15 protein-coding genes are annotated in these 17380 nt (G+C 61.6%); 9 read left to right on the forward strand and 6 right to left on the reverse strand.

The annotated features are described in order from the left end of the window. Entirely contained in the window at positions 1 to 639 is a 639-nt protein-coding gene (gene yihA / locus B7Y49_RS09905; protein ID WP_374127423.1) for a GTP-binding protein, read from the forward strand. Positions 640 to 733: 94 nt separating this feature from the next. After that, a complete protein-coding gene (locus tag B7Y49_RS09910; protein WP_374127424.1) occupies positions 734 to 2251 on the forward strand; it encodes a phosphoesterase in 1518 nt (505 codons plus the stop codon). 51 nt (positions 2252 to 2302) lie between these two features. Here the strand turns inward: B7Y49_RS09910 and B7Y49_RS09915 are convergent, their stop codons facing one another. Further along, on the reverse strand, positions 2303 to 4534 hold the full coding sequence (locus B7Y49_RS09915) for a TonB-dependent receptor (RefSeq protein ID WP_374127425.1): 2232 nt from the start codon (positions 4532 to 4534) through the stop codon (positions 2303 to 2305). A gap of 382 nt (positions 4535 to 4916) precedes the next feature. On the opposite strand from B7Y49_RS09915, the gene B7Y49_RS09920 reads away from it, so the two are divergent. Genes B7Y49_RS09920 through dapE form a run of 3 tightly spaced genes read left to right on the forward strand, consistent with a single transcriptional unit; the run spans position 4917 to position 7326 of the window. Continuing rightward, a complete protein-coding gene (locus tag B7Y49_RS09920) occupies positions 4917 to 5450 on the forward strand; it encodes a TetR/AcrR family transcriptional regulator (protein ID WP_374127426.1) in 534 nt (177 codons plus the stop codon). A gap of 55 nt (positions 5451 to 5505) precedes the next feature. Further along, on the forward strand, positions 5506 to 6174 hold the full coding sequence (locus B7Y49_RS09925) for a glutathione S-transferase family protein (protein ID WP_374127427.1): 669 nt from the start codon (positions 5506 to 5508) through the stop codon (positions 6172 to 6174). Between the two features lie 9 nt (positions 6175 to 6183). Continuing rightward, entirely contained in the window at positions 6184 to 7326 is a 1143-nt protein-coding gene (gene dapE / locus B7Y49_RS09930) for a succinyl-diaminopimelate desuccinylase (RefSeq protein WP_374127428.1), read from the forward strand. On the opposite strand, the gene B7Y49_RS09935 is transcribed toward dapE, so the two are convergent. The 4 genes from B7Y49_RS09935 to B7Y49_RS09950 form a co-directional block, all read right to left on the reverse strand. Beyond that, positions 7308 to 8996 carry a bifunctional diguanylate cyclase/phosphodiesterase gene (locus tag B7Y49_RS09935; RefSeq protein WP_374127429.1) on the reverse strand — a complete coding sequence of 563 codons (1689 nt, stop codon included), beginning with the start codon at positions 8994 to 8996 and terminating at the stop codon, positions 7308 to 7310. The two genes, dapE and B7Y49_RS09935, sit on opposite strands and share 19 nt — an antisense overlap. A gap of 69 nt (positions 8997 to 9065) precedes the next feature. Then, positions 9066 to 9449 carry a Smr/MutS family protein gene (locus B7Y49_RS09940; RefSeq protein ID WP_374127430.1) on the reverse strand — a complete coding sequence of 128 codons (384 nt, stop codon included), beginning with the start codon at positions 9447 to 9449 and terminating at the stop codon, positions 9066 to 9068. Between the two features lie 169 nt (positions 9450 to 9618). After that, positions 9619 to 10881 carry a murein transglycosylase A gene (locus tag B7Y49_RS09945; RefSeq protein ID WP_374127431.1) on the reverse strand — a complete coding sequence of 421 codons (1263 nt, stop codon included), beginning with the start codon at positions 10879 to 10881 and terminating at the stop codon, positions 9619 to 9621. A gap of 7 nt (positions 10882 to 10888) precedes the next feature. Continuing rightward, entirely contained in the window at positions 10889 to 11512 is a 624-nt protein-coding gene (locus tag B7Y49_RS09950) for a Tim44/TimA family putative adaptor protein (protein WP_374127439.1), read from the reverse strand. A 206-nt stretch (positions 11513 to 11718) separates the two neighbouring features. Here B7Y49_RS09950 and secB point away from each other — a divergent pair, with 206 nt between their 5' ends. The 4 genes from secB (at position 11719) to B7Y49_RS09970 (ending at position 15644) form a co-directional block, all read left to right on the forward strand. Then, positions 11719 to 12222: a protein-export chaperone SecB gene (gene secB / locus B7Y49_RS09955; protein ID WP_374127432.1), complete on the forward strand. Its 504-nt coding sequence runs from the start codon at positions 11719 to 11721 to the stop codon at positions 12220 to 12222. A 48-nt stretch (positions 12223 to 12270) separates the two neighbouring features. Next, positions 12271 to 13866, forward strand: coding sequence for a murein biosynthesis integral membrane protein MurJ (gene murJ / locus B7Y49_RS09960; RefSeq protein WP_374127433.1), 1596 nt, complete (start codon positions 12271 to 12273; stop codon positions 13864 to 13866). Further along, positions 13866 to 14873: a tryptophan--tRNA ligase gene (gene trpS, locus B7Y49_RS09965; RefSeq protein WP_374127434.1), complete on the forward strand. Its 1008-nt coding sequence runs from the start codon at positions 13866 to 13868 to the stop codon at positions 14871 to 14873. Before murJ ends, trpS begins: the two co-directional genes overlap by 1 nt. 108 nt (positions 14874 to 14981) lie before the next feature. Next, positions 14982 to 15644, forward strand: coding sequence for a DUF4136 domain-containing protein (locus B7Y49_RS09970; RefSeq protein WP_374127435.1), 663 nt, complete (start codon positions 14982 to 14984; stop codon positions 15642 to 15644). Positions 15645 to 15724: 80 nt separating this feature from the next. Here the strand turns inward: B7Y49_RS09970 and dnaA are convergent, their stop codons facing one another. Beyond that, on the reverse strand, positions 15725 to 17116 hold the full coding sequence (gene dnaA / locus B7Y49_RS09975) for a chromosomal replication initiator protein DnaA (RefSeq protein WP_374127436.1): 1392 nt from the start codon (positions 17114 to 17116) through the stop codon (positions 15725 to 15727). Between the last annotated feature and the right edge of the window lie 264 nt (positions 17117 to 17380).

Below are 17380 nucleotides of genomic sequence, written 5' to 3' on the forward strand. Positions count from 1 at the left end.
ATGGCTGAATTCGACGCGGACATGATCGAGGCGGCACGGGTGACCTTTGCCGGGCCGATCAGCTTCCTGAAATCCGCCCCGACGCTGGAATTCCTGCCCGAACCGGATGTGCCCGAGATTGCGTTTGCCGGCCGATCGAACGTGGGCAAATCGTCGCTGCTGAATGCGCTCACCGGGCGCAATGCACTCGCGCGCACCTCGAACACGCCGGGGCGAACGCAGGAACTGAATTTCTTCGATGTGGGTGATCCCCTGAAACTGCGGCTGGTCGATATGCCCGGCTATGGCTTTGCCAAGGCGCCCAAGGACATGGTCAAGAAATGGCGGTTCCTGATCAATGATTTCCTGCGCGGGCGGCAAGTGCTGAAGCGCGTGCTGGTGCTGGTCGATTCACGCCATGGGCTGAAGGATGTCGACCATGAAATCATGGAAATGCTCGACAAGGCAGCCGTCAGCTATCGGCTGATCCTGACCAAGGCCGACAAGATCAAGCCGACCGAGCTGCTGAAGGTAACTGACGCGACGGCGGCGGAAGCCCGCAAACGCCCCGCCGCGCATCCGGATATCATGGCGACATCAAGCGAGGTCGGGTTCGGCATTGCGGAACTGCGCGCGGCGGTGATCGAAGCGATCGGATAAGCATTAGATCGAACGGCTTGATTACGAATGTAACAGTCGGTGCTTAGCCGAGTGGAGGCTCCGGCGTCGATCGGATCGTCCTCAGGGGGTTTCCATGCGTTTTTTGCCAATGCTCGGCGGCACGATGGCCAGCATCTCCGCGCTTACCCTTCTTTTTGCCGCAGCCGAAAGCCACGCCCATGAAGGCCATGGCCATGCCAAGCCAGCCTTTACGCCTGCCACCGTTCCGGCGCAGCCGACTGCAGCCGATCGCCGCGGCCGCAAATGGATGGCAGGCGACCATCACGTCCACAGCCGCTTCAGCGCGGACTATAAGCCCGATCCCGCCAATCCTGCCACACCCCCACAGCCGATCCTTGGCGCCGACGGCGTCTACCCCATCCCCCGCAACGCGCAGATGGGGCGTAAGTTCGGCTTGTCATGGATGGTCGCCACCGATCATGGTGGCCCCAATCATTCGAAGCTCAACGCCGAGCAGGCCTATCCCGAACTGATCCAGGCGCGCCGCGACGTGCCCGAAATCGTTCAGTTTTATGGCATGGAGTTCGATACGCCGGGCGGCGATCACAGCAGTCTCATCATACCCGGCACCCCAGCGGAACGCGAAACGTTGCGCCAGATCGAATCGCGCTTTTCCGAACGCGATGCCTGGCCGCTTGACCCGGCGCGCGACGCGGAACCCCGGATGATTGATGCGCTGCGCTTTATGCGCGACATCGCTTCTGCGCCCGTTGTTATCGCCAATCACCCGTCACGCTCGGCGACGGCGATTGGTGCGTATGGCCAATATCGCTCTGCTGAATTCCGTGACTGGAACGACACTGCCCCTCGCGTCGCGATCGGCATGGAGGGGGCACCCGGGCATCAGGCGAGTGCACTTAACCGCGACGGCAGCAATGACGCCACAGGTGCACGCGGCAGCTATCGCCGCTCACCCACGCTTGGCGGGTTTGATCAGATGACCGCGCGTCTCGGCGGCTTCTGGGATTCGATGCTGGGAGAGGGGCGCCGCTGGTGGGTCACCTCGACGTCGGACTCACATCGCCATTACAGCGAGGGCGGCAGCGATTTCTGGCCGGGCGAATATTCCAAAACCTATGTTCACGCGCGCCCTTCACATGCCGACATCCTGGATGGATTGCGCCAAGGGCGGGTTTTTGTCACGACCGGCGATCTCGTCTCCGAACTTGATGTCACTGTATCAGCAGGCAGGCGTCGCGCCGGTATTGGCGGCTCGGTTATCGCGCAGGGCAACGATGTCACCGTCACGATTCGGCTGCGTGATCCAGCAACCCCAAATAGCGCAGGCCGGACGCCTGGCGTGGTGCGCGTGGATCTGATCATCGGCGATGTTACCGGCAAGCGTCCCGACCGTGACGGCGATACGAACCCGACGACGCGAATCGTTCGCCGCTTCACCGCCGCCGACTGGACGGCGAATGGCGAAGTGCTGACGATGACCCACCGGCTGACCGGCCTAGCAAGCGACAGCTATATCCGCGTTCGCGGCACCAGCACGACAGAGCTTGAGCCCACCCCCGATCCACTCGGCGAGGATCCCTGGAGCGATCTGTGGTTTTATTCGAACCCAGTGTTCATCACGCTGCGCTAAATCGTTGCATCGGACCGGCGCCGCAAATGCCGCGCCGGTCCGATCAAAAGGTCAACGCTGGCGGAACTTCTTGGTCAGCCGAACGCCGAACTCGCTGCGATCATTGCTGACCACGACGCCGACAAAGCCGCCCTGGTCAAGACGACCCTGATCGTAGACCTTGTTGAAGATGTTGCTGCCATAGATGCTGAACGCCAGATCGCGGGCTTCATTTTCATACTTCAGGTTGAAGCCCACCAGGCTGCGCGCGTCGATCAGTTCGGTGGCGCGGGCGACGGGCTGGCCGAACTGTTCGCCGCGATAGGAATAATCGGCCTGTGCCGTAATCGCGCCACCGTTCGACAGTCCATAGGTGTAGCTCGCGGTGACCGCCCCGGTAAATTCGGGGCTTAGTGCCGTCGGCGCGCCCGCGACCGGCGTACCGCCCGTTGGGAAGAAAGCCGGTGGCAGCGAGTTCACGCTGGTGATCTTGCTGTCGAGATAGCCCAGCGAGCCCTTCAGCCGGAATCCACCAAACGTGACGGTTGTTTCCGCCTCGATGCCGCGCGCGCGCGCATCGGCCGCGATGATCACCGTATTGAAACCGTTCGCGTTGATGAACGAATAGGGCAAACCGCGATCATCATAGGTCGTGGTGAAGGCCGACAGCAGCACCACCCAATTGGGGGTGATGCGGCCCTTCAAGCCGATTTCATAGTTGGTCGCCGTTGTCTCTGGTGAAGCATTGAACGATGCCGGGCCACCGAACGGGCGCGGCGTGAAACTGCCCGGCTGATAGCCGAGCTGGATCGTGCCGTAGACCGACACGTCGTCGGTGAACTTGTACGTGATATTGCCCTGCGCGGTGACTTCATCATAGCTGGCGGTGCGGGTAATGGGGCCAGGGAAGCTGGTGAACTGCGCCGTCGCTCGCTTGTCATCCTTCGAATAGCGCACACCGGCACCGATCGAGAGCTTGTCGGTAATGTTGTAACTGCCATTGGCATAGGCCGCATAGCTATTGGTGGTCTGCTGAAGCGTAAAACTGCTATCACCGCCGAAGAAAAACGCCGGAGACGAATCGTTGCTGCCATTTTCGTAGAAATAGTAGAGACCGGTGACGAAGTTGAACGAACCGAACTCACCATTCAGCTGCAGTTCGGTTGACACCTGTTCGGCTTCGCCGGACTCAGGGAACACCGACTGGCGCGAAATATTGTCGGTATCGGAAAGGCCGCCGGTGTATTTCGTCTGGCGATAGCTGGTGATGAACTTGGTCGAAATCTCGTCGCTGATTTTTTCTTCAACCGTAATCGAGGCGCCGAACAGGTCGAGCGATGTCGTTTCGAGCCCGGGGACGTCCGTGCCCGAATCGTCAGGACGGACCTGCGTCGCCTGGGTGAAGCCTGCGGCGATCGGATCATAGATATCGACCTTGTACGGCGACTGGCCGCCGCGCGACCGCACGAAATCGACGGAGGTCAACACCGAGAAATCGTCGCTCGGCGTCCAGTAGGCAGCCGCGCGGCCGCTGAAATCATTTTGCTCGCCGATGCGTGCGCTGGGATTGGCGATGTTGACGGCATCGCCTACACCGTCACGGCTTTGGTAGCTGCCGTTGAGCGAGATCGCGAGCGTCGGTGCGATCCGCGTATCAGCGTAGAAGCTGCCGTTGATCCGACCCCGCGTGCCGACCTGCGCGTCAACCTCGACCGATTCCTCGCTGCCGGGTTTGCGGGTGACAATGTTGACGGCACCGCCCAGCGTGTTTCGGCCATAAAGCGTGCCCTGCGGCCCGCGGAGCACTTCGACCCGCTCGATATTCTGGAGCGACAAGTTGGAGCCGAGTTGGCGGCCGAGATAGACGCCGTCGAGATAAACGCCGACGCCAGGATCGGTCGTGATCAGGTGATCCTGCAGGCCGATCGCGCGGATGAAAATCGCTGCCTGGGCGGTGTTGCCGACGCCATAACGGCTGATCGTGAGGTTGGGGACGTATTTGCCGACATCTTCTAGGTTGCGGGCGTTGAGCGACTTCAACGTCTCGCCCCCAAAGGCGCTGATCGCGATCGGGGTGTCGAGCAGGCTCTCTTCACGCTTGCGCGCGGTGACGACGAGATCGATATCGCTCGTTTCGGCAACTTCAGCCTTGGCAGCACCGTCACTGGCCGGCGCAGTTTGCGCGGCGGCGGGGCTGGCTGCCAACAAGGCGGCAATCGCGATCAACGACGCGCTACCCCAATGGCCGAGCGCGCGGCGCGCGATTGCGGTAAACCGGTCGGTATCGGCAATACTAAACGTCATCTCTTCATCTCCGCAACGAGCCCGAGGATCACGGGCGTCTGGCCTGTTCGGGCTGCCTATCCGGTAGCTTGGGCGAAGGGCGCTGGGCCCGACAGCCGGGGCACCGGACGGCGCCAACCCGCGATCCTATCGACATCGATGACAGCGCCGCAACGAGATTGTTTCGGATCAATTACAATCGTCCAACAGTGTTGCAGCTGCGCATCATGGTATTGGAAACATTGGAGCGTTCTGCACTTTGCGGCACTCATCAGGGCCAAACTGGCACCGATGGCCAATGGCGGTCGCGAGGGTATCCAATCGCTGCGACGTCGGCGGGGCTGGACTTTTGGCGAGCAGGATCGGATTGAGTCGAAGGCGCTCATCAAGGAACAGCCTTGCCGTGGTAAAGTCGGACGAACGTCGCGATGTGTTGATCGACTTGCTGGCGGATCATGTGTTGGCCGAGGGTCTGTCCGCATCCAGCCTGCGGCCAATGGCAAAATCGGCCGGAATCAGCGATCGGATGCTGCTCTATTACTTCAAGGACAAGGCCGAGGTGATGGGCGCCATTCTCGAGCGCATCGCTCAACGGCTGGTGGCGATGCTCGACGCGCACCGGGCCCCCACCCCTCTGCCCGTCATTGCGCTGCGCAAGGCCTTACTCACCACTGTGTTCGATGAAGCGCTGTGGCCCTATATGCGGATCTGGCTTGAGGTAGCTAGCCTCGCTGGTAGGGGTGATCCGGTTTACCGCGATGTCGGCGCGCAGATCAGCCGCGGATTCCTCGCCTGGGGAGCCGCGCAGCTCGATAGCCCAACGCCAGCGGCCCGCGCCGCCGATGCAGCAGGTCTGATGATCTCGATCGAGGGCGCGCTGGTGCTGCGCAGCCTTGGGCTTCAGGATATCGTCGACGACGCCTTTCGGGGCGATTAGCCGCCACGGCAACGCTCGGTTGCGAGGGCCCCTGCGCAACGCTATCGCTGGCGCCATGCTAAAGCTCATCATCGGCAACAAAGCCTATTCGTCCTGGTCGCTGCGCGGCTGGCTCGCGTGCAAGCAATCGGGCCTTCCCTTTGAGGAAGTCGTGGTTCCGATGTTCGATGCCGACTGGCAGGCACGCCGTGCCGCGGCTGATCTCGCTCCTTCGGGCGGCAAGGTGCCCACCCTGTGGCACGACGATGCCGTGGTGTGGGACAGCCTGGCGATAATCGATTATCTCGATAGCCAGACCGGCGGCACCCGCTTCTGGCCAGCCGATCTGGCCGCACGCGGTCTGGCCCGATCGATGACGGCGGAAATGCATGCGGGTTACACCGCCCTGCGCAGCCGCCACGGCATGAACGTCCGCCAGATCTTCACGCCCGAAGCACCCGACGAAGAAGTCGCGGCCGAGCTATCGCGCATCTTCGAACTCTGGGCGCAGGCACGCGCGCGCTTTGGTGGCGAGGAACCCTGGCTGTTCGGCGCGTTCGGCGCGGTCGACATCATGTTTGCCCCCGTCTGCACGCGGCTCGTCACCTATGGCCTGCCTGTGCCCCGCTTCGCGCAGGCCTATGTCGATGCCGTTATCGGCCATCGCTGGATGCAGGACTGGATCGCCGCCGCCCAGGAAGAAGAATGGGTGATCGATAAATATGAACGGCCGATGGGCACGTAAGGGCAAGTCATGTTGGCCGCGATCGATGTTACCACGCTCACCAAGGCGCTGATCGCCTGTGAGAGCGTCACCCCCGCCTCAACCGCCGTGTTTGACGTGCTCGAACAGGCGCTGGTGCCGCTGGGCTTCGCGGTCGAACGGTTTGTAGCAGGCGAGGCGCCCGATGGACCGGTCGAAAATCTGCTCGCGGTGCGCGGCACAGCCGGGCCGCATTTCGCCTTTGCCGGGCATCTTGATGTCGTACCGCCAGGCAGCGGATGGAGGGGCGACCCGTTCGTCCCCGAAGTTCGCGGAGATCTGCTGTACGGTCGAGGCGCTGTCGATATGAAGGGCGCGATCGCCGCCTTTGTCGCTGCCGTCGCGCGTATTCCAGCTGACGCAGGCACGATCAGCCTGATCATCACCGGTGACGAAGAAGGCCCGGCCACCTATGGCACCGTCGCGCTGATCGACCGCATGGCCGCGCGCGGCCTCCGTCCCGATCTTTGCCTGGTGGGCGAGCCGACTTCGGTCGACCGCTTGGGCGACATGATCAAGATCGGCCGGCGCGGCTCGGTCAACATCTGGATCGATGTGCCTGGCAAACAGGGGCATGTCGCCTATCCACATCTGGCCGATAATCCGATCCGCCGCTTGGTTTCGCTGCTGGCCGACATCAACGCGATCGAGCTCGATCACGGCAACGATTGGTTCCAGCCCTCCAACATCGAAGTGACCGACGTCACCGTCGGCAACCCGGCCACCAACGTCATCCCCGCCAAGGCAAGCGCGCGGCTCAGCATTCGTTTCAACGATCAGCAACGTGGTGACGCTTTGGTCGATCGGATTACGACGCTGGCTCAGGCGCATGCCCCTGGCGCCACCGTCACCGCGCGGATATCGGGCGAAGCGTTTTTGACGCTGCCCGGTTCCTTCTCGTCCCTAGTGGCCGATGCCATTGCCCGGCACACGGGGCACCATCCAGCACTGTCCACGACTGGCGGTACATCCGACGCGCGATTCCTGTCGAAAATCTGTCCCGTAGTCGAATTCGGGCTGGTCAACGCGACGATGCATAAACTCGATGAGGCCGTCGCGCTCGATGATCTTGCCGTGCTGAGCGATATCTATGCCGATATCGTCACCACCGCGCTTCAGCCGGCCAGCGCCTGACGCTGTTCGGTGCGTGACCACGCGATGAAGTCATCCTCGTCCATTGGGTGGGCGATCGCATAGCCCTGAATCACGTCGCAGCCGATAACGCGCAGCACATCGGCCTGCGCCTGGTTTTCTATTCCCTCGGCGACCGCTTCGCAGCCCAGCCCGTGGATCAGCCCGATGACGGCCTGAACGATTGTGCGTGCTTCTGGCTTCACCGCGATATGTTCGATCAGGCTGCGATCGAGCTTGACCCGATCGACGGGCAGATCGCGCAACCGCGCCAGGTTTGAATAGCCGGTACCGAAATCGTCGATCGCAATCGTTGCGCCATCGGCCCGCAGCGCCGAAATCGCCTCGATCACATCATCGCTGCAATGCATCGCGAGCGTTTCGGTAATTTCGAGTTCGAGCAACCGGGCGGGAGCATTGGCGGCGTGCATCGCATCACGCAAACGGCGGAAGAAGCCCGCATGATCGAGCTGACGCGGCGAGATGTTGATCGCAAGCCGCTGCTCGATCCCCTTGTCGCCCCAGCGTGCAATCGTATCGGCGACGGTCTCGATCACCCATTCGCCGATTTCAACGATCAGCCCGGTTTCCTCGGCGCGCTTGATGAACGTGCCGGGCAGTTTCACGCCAAGCGTCGGGTGGCGCCAACGCAGCAATGCTTCGGCAGCAACGATCCGACCGTCAAGCACGCTGACTTGGGGCTGGAAAACCAACGCAAACTGATTGAGCGAAATCGCTTCACGCAGATCGCATTCCAACTGCGCGCGATCGGCGATCTGCGCCGCCAGCGTTTCGGTGAAATGCTCGGCACGCCCCCGCCCCGATGCCTTGGCGTGATACATTGCGGCATCCGCAGCGCGCATCAGTTCTGTGAGGGTACTGCCATGTTCGGGACGCAGCGCGATGCCGATCGACGCGCCAATTTCGATATCATGCCCGCCCAGGTCGAACGGCTCACCGAGCGCGAACAGCACGCCGCGGCTGATCCGCGCAGCATCGGCGGGATGGGGAAGCTCGGGGAAAAACATCGTAAACTCGTCACCCGCAAGCCGACCGATCAGGGGCTGCCGTCGCGCCACGTCACCGCCGCTTTCGGAGGTGACCCGATCCGCCACCGCGCGCAGCCGATTGGCGACCATGCCCAGCAGCATATCACCCATCGCATGGCCCATCGTATCGTTGACCGATTTGAATCGATCGAGATCGATGAAGAACAGGGCGGCATCAGTGCCCATCGGCAATTCGGTAAGCATACGTTCGCAACTGCGCCGGAAGTGTGTGCGGTTCGGCAAACCGGTCACCGGATCAAACATCGCCAGCCGATGCACGCTCTCCAGATTGGCGGCAATCTGCTGGAACAGCCCTTCCATCGCATGTGCAAGTTGTGGCACTTTTTCAGCGATTTCCGGCGGAATTTCACCTTCAAGATCACCGTGCGCCGCACGGGCGAGCCGGGCGATCGCCGCGTCAATCGCGCCAGCGGTGGCTGAAATCGCGCGCTCCGCCGATGCCCATGACATTGCCGCGCAAACAATGGCGGGGATTAGCGCACGTGCGACGCTGTCGCTGTCGATCTGCCCGTTCGACGTTGCCGCGAGCGCTAGGATGAAGGACGCCGCACCCGTGGCCATCGCGAAGGTGATGGCGCGACTTTTGAGCGAAGCACCTCCCATCGCGGCGTATGACCCCTTGCGTGATAGATGCAGTGCATCCGAACAGAGCTGCAAATTGCCAGCAAAAGGTTAATATTTTCGATCGTTCGGGGGGCGGCGCAGCACGATATAAAGCGCCCCCGCCCCGCCATGCCGGGGGTGCGCGGCACGGACCGAGGCGATGTTCGCGGCATGGCGCGACGCTGCAAGCCAGTCGCCCACCGCCTCGCGAATCCGCCCGCGCGCATGGGGCCGTTCGCTTTCGGGGCGGGGCGGTTTGCCAGTGATCAGCAGCAATATCCGATCACCGCGCGCAATCGCGCGGTCTAGTCCGGCGTCGAGCACGCCATACGCCGATTGCAGCGTGTGCCCGTGCAGATCGATCGAACTGTCGGGTACCACGCTGCCGCTGCCGAGCTTGCGATCCCAGCTGCCATCAAGCGTCGTGCCGAGCTTGGGCTGGGGTTTCAACACTTCGGCAGACGCTGGCCGCGCGCGTGGTGGTGATGACGGGGGCCTGGACGCAGCCTTCGAAAGTGACGGTTTTTCGGCAGCGGGCGCGGGCGCCACAGGAGCAGGTTTTGGCGAGGCCGGCCGTGCTGGTCGAACGGTAGCCATGACGCGCCGCCAAAGTGCCGCTTCGTCAGCGGTTAAGCGGCGCTCCGCCATTCGGGCTCCCCGACGAAGAAGGCCCCGGCAATTGTGGAGGTGCCGACAGGCGAGCAAGAGTACCGCGTGGCACGAACACAAACGCACTGCCGCGAGCAGACATGCCGCCTGCAATCACGCTCGCCTCTGGCCCCGCGCCCCAAAACGTATCGACGCGGTTGGCGCCCCGGATTGCGCCGCCGGTATCTTGCGCGATCCATAGACGCGATGCCTCGGGGCGATCCATGGCGAGCAGGATCGGCGCGCCCAGCGGCACAAATTTTGGATCGACCGCTGCGCTCACGCCGCCCGTGACGACATAGCCCATCGCCCCCTTGGCGGCGGTTTGCTGCTCGCGAAAAAACACGAAGCTTTTATTCTCGCGCATAATCGTCTGCCCTTCATCAGGGTTGGCACGCAGCCAGGCGACAATGCCCTGCATCGAGGTTTGGCCCGGCTGGAGTAGCCCACGCTGCCGCATCAATGCACCGATGCCGGTGTAATCGCGCCCATTTTGGCTTTCATAACCAATCTGCATGATTCCACCATCGGGCAGACGCAATCGGCCAGATCCCTGGATTTGCAGAAAAAATATCTCGATGGGGTCGGCCGCCCAAGCGATGATCGGCGCGGTACGCTCGATCGCCCCTGTCTCGATCGCAGCTCGATCAGGATAGGGGACGAAATTCGTTCCCTCCACCCTGCCCCGGATCTTGCGACCCTTCAACGTCTCGGAAAACAGTCCAAGATCGACATCGATCAGATCGGTCGGGCGACCATAGATCGGCACTTCATAGCCCGGCTGGCGGACACGCGATCCAGCGATCTCGGGTTCATAATAGCCGGTGGCAAATGCCCTGCCGTCACCGACCTTCACGGTCTCAAAATAGCGATCGAAAAAGCTGCGTGCGTCATCATCGGCCGTCGTGGCACCGGCGGTGCATGCCGCTTGCCAATCACTGCCCTGGGTCAGGCCGGTCGCATCGGTGCGCTTGATCAGGCTGGGGCAGGATGTGCGAAAGGCAGCGAGCGCGCGCACTGCCTGATCGCGGGAAAGTGGTAATTCGCGGATCGGCGGCCCTGCCACCACCCCTGCCGCAACCGCAGTAACGATTTCCGGTGCAGACTGCGTCGGCGCGGGCGTTGGCCGTGTTTGCGAACCCGCTTGCGGCGCTGGACCCTGAGAGAGCGGCACGGTGCGGGCACTGCATGCCGACAGGGCAACGGCAAGCGCCACCAGCCCCCAGCGCCGCACCATCACCCGCTTATGCCTCGTCGGTTTCGACGAGTTTCCAGTTCGGATCGCTGCTTTTCAGCGTGCGCGCAAAAGTCCAGATTTCGCGGGTTTCAACAGCGTCGCTCATAGAACCCGACACCAGATTACCCTCTGCATCACGCGTGATTGCGGCGATATCAGCCTCCAGCCTGACCATGATCCGCGCATCGCGCCCTTCCAGGCTGGCATCGGTAATCACCGCGCGCTCGATGCTGATCAGCCGGTTATCAAGCACATGGCCTGCCGCCGTGCGTTCCTCGATCGCTTCGACAAAGCTCTGGCGCACCGCATCATCGACCAGCCAGTTGAGTGTATCGACATCGCCCTTCCAGAACGCCTCAAGGATCATGCGATAGGCAGATTTCGCCCCATCGACGAACTGGCCGACATCGAAAGACGAATCAGCCGAGATGATCGCCCGGATGCCGGGTTCGGCGCGCGTTTCGATATGACGGTTGACGATATCGACGCGTTCGGGCGCCGCATCGATCGTGCGGGCAGGCACCGGGGCAAGCGCGACGCGATCCTCGGTCGGCTTGGGGAGTGGCTGCTCATGGCCGGTACGTTTGCCCAGCACCATGTAAAGGCGCAGCGCGAGGAACCCGGCAATCATTGCTAGAAGTACGACGTAAACCACTCTGCCTCCGGTGTTTGGCGAACGCTTAACATAGGCGCATGAACCCAGGGTTTCAAATAGCGGAATTACCGGCTTTCGCCCATAGCGTTGAACTGCCGCCCTCCCCCTGCTAGGCGCGACGCGCATTGGCATGGTGGCGATGCCCTCATGCCGCACTGACCCTTATGTAGAAAGACCGATTGATGGACGACCAGGATAATGGCGGCGAACCCATGGCCAACGGCGCAGATACCACGCCAGTTGCCGGGCTGATCTCGCAATATGTGAAAGACCTGTCGTTCGAAAACCCGAATGCACCGGCGATTTATCAGAGCCAGTCGATGCCGCGCATCGATGTGCAGTTCAACATCGGTACCCAGCAGGTCGCCGAAGACGTGTTTGAAGTGATCCTGAAAATGGATGTCCGGTCGGAAACCGATGACGGTGTGGCGTTTGTCGTCGACCTGAGCTTTGCTGGGCTGTTCGGCTTGCGCAACATCCCCGAAGAGCATGTCCAGCCCTTCCTGCTCGGCGAGGCACCGCGGCTGCTGTTCCCGTTCGCCCGCCGCGTGCTTGCCGATACGGTGCGCGATGGCGGTTTCCAGCCGCTGCTGCTTGAGCCGATCGATTTCCACGCTTTGTATCTGTCGCAAGTCCAGGCCCAGCCGGGTGAGAACCTGCCGATCGAGGATATCGGCCACGCGTAAAATTTCGGCTGTAGGATACACGGCCATGAAATCGATAGAGCAACCGGCATGAACCTCGTGCGCGCCCTGGGCTCGGTCGGCGGGCTTACGCTTGCCAGCCGCATCCTGGGGCTGGTGCGCGATTCATTGTTCGCGCGCTTCGTTGGGGCGAGTTTTGCGTCCGATGCGTTTCTGATCGCGTTCCGCTTGCCCAACATGTTTCGCGCGCTGTTCGCCGAAGGGGCGTTCAGCGCGGCCTTCATTCCGATGTTCAACAAAAAGGTATCGGAAGAAGGCGGTAGCCTGGCGGCCGGGCTTAGCTTTGCGCGCGATGCGCTGTCGGTGCTGCTGCCCATTCTGATCGTCATGACCATCGTTATGGAGATTTTCGCCTGGCCGATCACTTGGGTCCTGTCATTTGGCTTCCGCGATGTAACGCCGGAACAATTTAACTTCGCCGTGATGCTGTCGCGGATCACCCTGCCCTATCTGTTGCTCATCTCACTGGTGTCGTTGCTGGGCGGTATCCTTAATTCGATGCAGAAATTCTGGGTCAATGCTGCCGCCCCGATCCTGCTGAACCTCACGCTGATCGCGGCATTGCTGTGCTTCCACACCGCCGATCCACTGGCAACGGCACGCAACCAGGCGATTGCCGTCACGGTGTCGGGCGTGCTCCAGCTGTTGTGGTTATGGCTGGCGTGCCTGCGCAATGGTGTGAATTTGCGCCCCCGGCTGCCGCGCCTTACGCCTGAAGTGAAGCAATTGCTCTCGCTGATCGGTCCCGCGGCGGCCGGCGCTGGCGCGGTGCAGATAAACCTCGTCATCTCTACGGCATTAGCCGCCAGTTTGCTTGCCGACGGATCGGTGACGCACATCTACTTTGCTGATCGATTAACTCAGCTGCCGTTGGGCCTTGTTGGTATAGCACTTGGCACTGTCTTGCTGCCTACCATCGCGCGACAGCTTGGCGCGGGGCAGGAAGAGCAGGCGATGATGACGCAGAATCGCGGCGTGGAACTTGCTCTGTTCTTCACGCTGCCCGCCACCGTCGCGCTTGTCGTATGCGGCGTGCCGATTGTTGCTGCGCTGTTCCAGCACGGGGTTTTCACCCGCGATGACACTATCGCAACATCGCAAGCGCTGGCCGTTTTTTCCCTCGGCCTGCCAGCTTACATCCTCATCAAGGTGTTGACGCCGGGCTACTATGCCCGCGCAGATACCACCACGCCGGTGCGCTATGCGACGATCGCGATCGCGATCAACCTTGTACTAAACCTCGCGCTCATCGGCCCGCTGAAGCATATGGGGCCACCGCTCGCCACGGCGATTGCCAGCCTGGTCAATCTTGCGCTGCTGTACCGTACGTTGGTGAAGCGCGAACATTTTTTACCCGACGCACAACTCCGCAAGCGCTGCTGGCGGCTTGGCCTCGCCGCGCTCGCGATGGGGGGCGTGATGTTTTTCCTCAACGATCGTTTCGCGCCCTATACGCTGGGCACCGGCGTGACCCGCTGGCTGGCGATGATCGTGCTGGTCGGGCTGGGCGGGCTGGTTTATGCGATCGCCTGTCTCGTGCTGCGCGCTTATCTGCCTTCTGATCTGCTGGCGGTACTGCGGCGCCGCCGTACCGACCCTGTTGACCCAACCCCGAAAGCCCCCTGATGCGCGTCGTTTCTGGCATTCAACCCACCGGCAATCTGCACCTGGGCAACTATCTGGGCGCGATCCGGCAATGGGTCGCGATGCAGGATGAGGTCGCGGCGGGCGGCGGGGACTGCCTGTTCTTCCTCGCCGATCTGCACGCGCTGACCCAGCCCGTCGTGCCGGCTGAGCTCGCCAATGCGACGGTCGAAATGGCCGCCGCGCTGATTGCCTGTGGCATTGATCCCGCCCGGTCGATCCTGTTCAATCAGGCGCGCGTTCCAGCCCATAGTGAGTTGGCATGGATTCTGAACGGCACCGCGCGGATGGGCTGGCTCAACCGGATGACGCAGTGGAAGGACAAGGCCGGCAAGGATGGTTCCAGCCAGAGCGTCGGTTATTTCGGCTATCCCGTGCTGCAGGCCGCCGATGTGCTGCTGTACAAGGCTACGCATGTGCCGGTGGGCGAGGACCAGAAGCAGCATCTCGAGCTGGCGCGCGATATTGCGACCAAGTTCAACCTTGATTTCGGGGTCGACCTGTTCCCGCTTCCCGAACCGCTGATCAGCAAGGCCGCACCGCGGATCATGAGTCTGCGCGACGGATCGGCCAAGATGTCGAAATCAGATCCATCGGACCTGTCGCGCATCAACCTCACCGATTCCGATGAGCTGATCGCCCAGAAATTTCGCAAGGCGAAGACCGATGCTGAACCCCTGCCAGAGCAGGTAGCGGGGCTCGCCGAACGCGCCGAGGCGCGAAATCTGGTAACGATCTACGCCGCCCTGGCCGATCGATCCGTCGATTCGGTGTTGAGCGAATTCGCCGGGCAGGGTTTTGGCAGCTTCAAGCCTGCGCTCGCTGATCTTGCGATCAGCGTGCTGGGCCCGATCCGCGAGCGTCTGACCCAGCTATTGGATGATCGAACCGCTGTGGCCGATGCGCTGATTGACGGCGCAGCACGCGCAACCACACTCGCAGCACCAACGTTGTTGGCAACACAGCGTGCGATTGGTTTGCAGGTCTAGCGACAAAGCGGTAGGGTAATGCGTTCAACTACCGTTCATCTGGCGGATGCCACGATCGCCAAGTAATTGTTTGTTTGTAACTTTTTATGTCGCTTGAAGGATGGTCCCATGAAGAAATCATTCCTCGCCGTCGCTGCATTGCTGGTCCTTTCGAGCTGCGCGACGCCATTCAGCGCGAAAGTTTCGCGTTTCCAGGCACTTTCCGGTCCGGCGGCAGGCCAGACCTTTGTTGTTCAGGCTAGCAATCCTGATCTTCAGGGCGGGATCGAGTTCAACCAGTATGCCCGCCTCGTCAGTGCACGACTGGTCGAGCAGGGCTATCAGCCTGCAGCCAATCCCGGCCAGGCCCAGCTGATCGTCAAGATGAACTATGATGTCGATCGTGGCCGCGAACGCGTCCAGTCGACCGGATTTGGCTATGGCGGGTTTGGCGGCGGGTTTGGCGGCGGCTTTGGCCGTTTCGGACGCTTTGGCTATGGCGGTTTTGGCCGCGGCAACTTCATCTACGGTTTCAACGATCCGTTCCTGTTCGGCCCTGGCTTTAACGATGTGAGCAGCTATACTGTTTACACCAGCGAACTCGATCTCAAGATCGAACGCGCCGATAACGGCCAGCGCTTGTTCGAGGGCACCGCGCGGGCGCAATCGACCGACGATAATCTGCCGCGCATTGTCCCCAATCTCGTCGAAGCGATGTTCACGGGATTTCCGGGCAATTCCGGCGAAACAGTGAAGATCACGATCGCGCCCGACCCCAAGCGCAAGAAGTAACGCGATCGAGCTGATGCCAAATGGGCCTCCGGTGCTGCACCGGAGGCCCTTTTTGTGGGTCGACCAAGACGGGGTTGATCCTACCCCTCAAGCTCACGCAGCAGCACCCGCACCGCACTGTCGACATCGACGTCGCTGTCGCGCAGTTGCTCAATCCGGCGGACAGCATGAATCACTGTCGAATGATCGCGCCCGCCGAATTTACGGCCAATCTCGGGCAGCGAGCGCGTCGTCAGCCGCTTGGCGAGGTACATCGCAATCTGGCGGGGGCGGGCGACGACGCGGGCGCGCCGTGCCGATACCAGCTCGATCGGCTTGAGTTCAAAATACGTTGACACAGCCCGCTGGATCTCATCGATCGTCACGCGCTTCTGCACCCCACGCAGCACATCGCCCAGTGTTGCGTGCGTGAAGTCCATATCGATCGACTCACCCGTCAACTGGGCATAGGCGACCAGGCGGTTGAGGGCGCCCTCCAGCTCGCGAATGCTTGACGTCAGCCGAACCGAGAGCAGTTCGAGAACATCGGCGGGCACAGTAACCTCTGGCAAGTCGACCAGCTTGCGCGCCAGGATGGCGCGCCGCAATTCGATCTCGGCAGGCTTGATATCAGCGACAAAGCCGACGGACAGGCGCGAGAGGATTCGCGCCTCAACACCGTCAAGCGCCTGCGGGCAACGATCGGCGCTGACGACGAGCCGTTTGCCAGCGCTCACCACCTCGTTGATCGTGTAGAAAAACTCCTCCTGGGTCGCATCCTTGCCAGCGATGAACTGGAGATCATCGATCATCAGCAGATCGACCGAGCGCAGCCGCGCCTTGAAGGCAAAGGTATCGCGTGCCCGCATCGCCTGGACGAACTCGAACATGAAGCGTTCGGCGGACATATAGATCACGTTGGCCGAAGGCTGGGCGGCTAAGAACGCCGTGCCGATGGCGTGCATCAAGTGCGTTTTACCCATGCCGGTGCCGCTGTGAAGGAACAAAGGGCTGAACCGCGGTGGACCGGGTTCGGCAAGCGCCTGTGCAGCGTTTAGCGCGACTCGGTTCGACGCATCGACAACGAATCGATCAAAGGTGAAACGCGAATCAAGGGCCGGACGCGCGCCGCCAATGGCGGCGATCGGGCTCGGCTCATTCACCACGGGTTGCACATCGACAGCCGTCAGCACGGGCAGCGGCGCACTCACTGTCGCGGTCTCAATGATCACGGTCGTGACCTGCGGCAGCAGCGCACGAAATTCCTGCGTCAGCCGCTCGGCATAATTGTTGCGCACCCAGTTGGTCATGAAGGCAGACGGAAGCGTCAGGCGGACCGTATCCGCCTCATCACACGCACCAAGGGCCAACGGCTTCAGCCACTGATCAAACAACCGCGTGCCGGCTGATTCACGCAAATGACCGCGAATCCGCAACCATGCCCTCTCGACATCGCTTGTGGGGTTCGCCCTCAATGCACCGGCATTCGTCACACGCAGCTCTCCCACCGGCCGAGAACAACCCTCGGACGCGTCATTTTTTCAGTATAAATTTCCCCCGCAGCCGGAATCGCATCCGCCTGGCGTTGAAGTTATTCGCGAGACCGCGTGAGGTAATCACGGCGGCGAGGACTGATTATGAGGACATAGCCGAGTCGATCAAGTGCCGTTGATGTCAACAATCTGAAATAAATCCGTTGACTCGCTGTCAGGAGCGCAAACGCGTCAAAAATCTAATTACCAGTTGGTTTTACTGTA

This window comes from Sphingomonas sp. 28-62-11 (assembly GCF_002278865.1).
Lineage (GTDB): Bacteria > Pseudomonadota > Alphaproteobacteria > Sphingomonadales > Sphingomonadaceae > Sphingomonas.